Origin of the sequence: Vibrio sp. YT-16 (genome assembly GCF_033337405.1) — a bacterium.
GTDB classification, from domain to species: Bacteria; Pseudomonadota; Gammaproteobacteria; order Enterobacterales; family Vibrionaceae; genus Vibrio; species Vibrio alginolyticus.
The window spans coordinates 1-3,580 of sequence record NZ_JAWOQQ010000043.1; the positions used below are offsets into that span (position 1 = coordinate 1).

The 3,580-nt window shown below is 42.2% G+C and carries 5 protein-coding genes and 1 pseudogene; 2 read left to right on the top strand and 4 right to left on the bottom strand.

Annotation, left to right across the window (positions count from 1 at the left end; translation table 11 throughout):
- The 4 genes and pseudogenes from R7F07_RS24445 to R7F07_RS24460 all read right to left on the bottom strand — a co-directional run.
- Positions 1-106: pseudogene (locus tag R7F07_RS24445) on the bottom strand (GNAT family N-acetyltransferase); the annotation flags it as partial.
- A gap of 141 nt (positions 107-247) precedes the next feature.
- Complete coding sequence (locus R7F07_RS24450) at positions 248-751, bottom strand: hypothetical protein (protein ID WP_170897292.1); 504 nt, start codon at positions 749-751, stop codon at positions 248-250.
- A gap of 150 nt (positions 752-901) precedes the next feature.
- Positions 902-1,252: a hypothetical protein gene (locus tag R7F07_RS24455; RefSeq protein ID WP_136976281.1), complete on the bottom strand. Its 351-nt coding sequence runs from the start codon at positions 1,250-1,252 to the stop codon at positions 902-904.
- A gap of 138 nt (positions 1,253-1,390) precedes the next feature.
- Positions 1,391-1,783 (bottom strand): nuclear transport factor 2 family protein, encoded by a 393-nt coding sequence (locus R7F07_RS24460; protein ID WP_171343461.1) that lies wholly within the window; start codon positions 1,781-1,783, stop codon positions 1,391-1,393.
- Between the two features lie 205 nt (positions 1,784-1,988).
- Here R7F07_RS24460 and R7F07_RS24465 point away from each other — a divergent pair, with 205 nt between their 5' ends.
- Together R7F07_RS24465 and R7F07_RS24470 are read left to right on the top strand one after the other, a co-directional pair.
- Complete coding sequence (locus R7F07_RS24465) at positions 1,989-2,231, top strand: type II toxin-antitoxin system ParD family antitoxin (RefSeq protein ID WP_171343462.1); 243 nt, start codon at positions 1,989-1,991, stop codon at positions 2,229-2,231.
- Positions 2,228-2,527, top strand: a complete 300-nt coding sequence (locus R7F07_RS24470) for a type II toxin-antitoxin system RelE/ParE family toxin (RefSeq protein ID WP_171343463.1) — start codon at positions 2,228-2,230, stop codon at positions 2,525-2,527. The genes R7F07_RS24465 and R7F07_RS24470 overlap by 4 nt, the downstream gene beginning before the upstream one ends.
- Positions 2,528-3,580: the final 1,053 nt, after the last annotated feature.

A 3,580-nucleotide genomic window follows, 5' to 3' on the forward strand; every position in this document is an offset into this window, starting at 1 on the left:
GATCTTGCTCCACACCCGAATATTTTGGAATACCCGATTCTAGGCATTCTTTCGCATAACTCGCTAATATTGGGGCCGAATCAGGGTTGGCCTCTATCACTTCCATGTCAATTTTCCTCTAAAGCACATAACGCCGCGTTAAGTGGTGAGCAACGCAGACCACTGAACTTAAAGTATTGTGCCGTAAACACTTAAGCCGAAGCAAACCGAAAATGCCGAGCGTTGGGAATCCGTCTTAAACGCTTTGTTAGGCGAATTTTTCGTGTTGCTCTCTGATACGTTCTCTAACTTTGTCATCCTCTTTTAATGAGTCTTGGTACTTGCTGACAATTGGAACTATGTCTCGTTTCAGTTGATCTATTGAGTCTAGTTTTTGTTCGAGTGTTTCATAACTATCAGTATTTACGAATTTTTCTGCTCGGCTGAACCTTTCGCCAATTTCTTCAAGAAACTTTAAGTCTTTTTTATGTTCAGTGTGCCAGCTAGCTGTTGCACCCGACCTTAGTTTCCCAGTCGCCGAATGGACAGCCAGCCGTGATTTAAATGCCTTAGGTAGTAAAATATCAGCTTCAAGTAGCAATGCCCTAATCTCATTTATAGTTCTTCTCAACTCAATGCGCAGATCAAGTGATTTTACTTGCTGTACTTTCTTGTAATTTTTATAGGATACAATGGCACCAGTACAACCAGTTATTGCACCAATTAAACCAAAGAATATACCTGCGAAATCAACCCAATTTAACTCATCCATTAGCTATTCCATTTATTCGCCTAACGCCGCGTTAAGTAGTGAGCAACGCCACCACCAGACTTAAACATTGTGCCGTAAACTCTAAATTCAAAGCAAACCAAAAATGCCGAGCGTTGCGAATCTGTCTTAAACGCTTTGTTATGCTCGTACTTAAAGAAATTGAAGGACTAAACAAGCAATAAACGCCGGTAGACCGGCTATGAAGAAAACTAAGCCTGTTTGGTAGTTCATTCGATAGTGCTCTCGTTCGTCTTTTTCGAAATCATGCCCTTCTACCATTTTGTAAACTTTATCTCTTCTAGGATCATCTAACCGAGTCGTCTTACTATGGACACCACCTTCCCACATTAGCTTCGCTAAAACCCATATGATGATGACAACAAAGAAAAGAAAGTCGACCAACTGAGTCGTAGCAAAGAATGGAACAAACTGAGCTAGAGCGATAACAATAAGAGCCGCTGAGAGGTTAATTAGAAGCACTTTTTTGAATAAATCGAGCAAAATTACCTCCTAGAGCATAACGCCGCGTTAAGGGGTGAACAACGCAAGCCACCAAACCTAAATTATTGTGCCATAAACACAAAAGCTAAACTTAGAACCAAAATTGCCAAGCGTTGAGAATCCCTCTTGAACGCTTTGTTATGTGCGTGCCTGCTCTTGCACCAACCTCACCCACTTGGAACGCCACTCCTGCGCTTCCATTGGGTCTGGCCAAAACTCTTTCTGTTTACGGATAAGCCCATTTTCTACCGTATGGAAAGTAATAGCACGCGCCTTTTGAACACGATCAGTTATAGAAACATCAGTGACTACTGTTTCGCCATCACAGACGATTGAATGAACGACGAACTCCCAAGTACCATTGGCTGGATAATAAGTGTTGATAGCTGTGAAGTTGTCTCGTCCAACAATAAGCTCACCAGATTGAGGCCAAAACCCTTCAAAATCTGGGCTAAGCCACTCACTTGCTTTCGCGAAATCATTAGTTTTCATTGCGTCCAAAAAAGCTAAGACGACTTCCTTTGAACGCATTATTTCCCTCCAAGCACATAACGCCGCATTAAGGTGTGAGCAACGCTACCACCAAAACTAAACCATGCCACCGTAAACACGGAACCCAACCTTGAACCGAAAATGCCAAGCGTTGGGAATCACTCTTAAATGCTTTGTTATGCGCCTTGCTAACAAGCAGCTTTAGTACCATAATTAGGTATAAATTGGTATTGAGGACAATATTATGGCTAAAAACACAAGTATTACTCTTGGCGACCACTTTGATGGCTTTATTGCCAGCCAGATCCAAAGCGGTCGTTATAGCTCAGCAAGTGAAGTGATCCGTTCAGCTTTGCGCTTACTAGAAACCCAAGAAACTAAAATGAACACTCTACGCCAATTACTTGTTGAAGGCGAGGAAAGTGGGGCAGCAGATTACGATTTTGATTCGTTTATCAACGAGTTAGATAGCGAAGAGAGAAAATGAAGCCATTTCAACTAACCAACAAAGCTAAGTCTGATTTGCGAGACATCGCCCTGTTTACCTCTCGTCGTTGGGGACGAGAACAACGAAACATTTACCTGAAACAGTTTGACGACTCGTTTTGGCTGCTAGCTGAAAGCCCTGATATTGGCAAAACTTGTGATGAGATCCGAGATGGTTACAGAAAATTCCCCCAAGGTAGTCACGTAATATTTTATCGTCAGATTGGCAGCCAAAATATTGAGATAATTCGTATCTTACATAAGAGTATGGATGTTAATCCTATCTTTGGCGCATAACGCCGCATTAAGGGGTGAACAACGCCACCACCCAACCTAAGCTATTGTGCCGTAAACACTAAAGTTGATTCAAACCAAAACTGCCAAGCGTTGTGAATCCCTCTTGAATGCTTTGTTAGTTGCCAAACCTAAAGCTTTGATTTGATGTTAATTACTGCTTTGCCAACACTAGCTTTACGTGTTTTGGAAAACTCAAATCAGGCGCAGTTTCCAAGCGACTGTCACTGAAACCACTTGGAACATGAAACGCCGTAGAAAACGAGCTAACAACACCAAAAAGCGCATTTGGACAAACAATGTTACAGAACTAACTTTCAACATATAAATCGGTTTCTGAAATAGAGAATACGACCAAAAAAGAAACCAACGCACGATTTTACAAACCCAAATAACTAGAAATTGAAATACGAAAACCGAGCCAAAAACACACGAACCTTAGCCCTAAATATTTTGTTTTAGCTGCGTTTTTCTCGTTGGCAACTAACGCCGCATTAAGGGGTGAACAACGCAAACCACCCGACCTAAAGCTTTGATTTGATGTTAATTGCTGCTTTGCCAACACTAGCTTGATGTGCTTTGAAAAGCTCAGTTCAGGCGCAGTTTCAAAGCGCCTGTCACTGAAACCACTTGGAACATACAACGCCGTAGAAAACGGACTTTGAACACCAAACAAACTTTTTGGAACGACAATGCAGCAGAGCTGACTTTCAACAAGCGAATCGCCTTCTGAAACGGCAAACCAAAACCACACTAATAAACATCGAACGCAACTTCAGCAAACTTACACCTAAACACAGAATCAGGCAAAAACAGCACAGACCATTAGCCCTAAATGCTCTGCTTTAGCTGCGTTTTTCGCCTTGGCAACTAACGCCCTGTTAAGGTGTGAGCAACGCAATACCGATGCCGCCGCATACCACCTTAAACACCAAACACAACGCATAGTAAAAATGCCACGCGTTGCGAATCACTCTTAAACAGTTTGTATGGATAATAAGCACTCGACTCGGGTAAGGTGAGACCCAGACTTTAGCAGCAACTAAAGTTCTCTAC

Coding starts and splice junctions, on each gene's coding strand:
- R7F07_RS24450 (WP_170897292.1), bottom strand. CDS start 751: ATGGATGAGTTAAATTGGGTTGATTTCGCAGGTATATTCTTTGGTTTA.
- R7F07_RS24460 (WP_171343461.1), bottom strand. CDS start 1,783: ATGCGTTCAAAGGAAGTCGTCTTAGCTTTTTTGGACGCAATGAAAACT.
- R7F07_RS24465 (WP_171343462.1), top strand. CDS start 1,989: ATGGCTAAAAACACAAGTATTACTCTTGGCGACCACTTTGATGGCTTT.
- R7F07_RS24470 (WP_171343463.1), top strand. CDS start 2,228: ATGAAGCCATTTCAACTAACCAACAAAGCTAAGTCTGATTTGCGAGAC.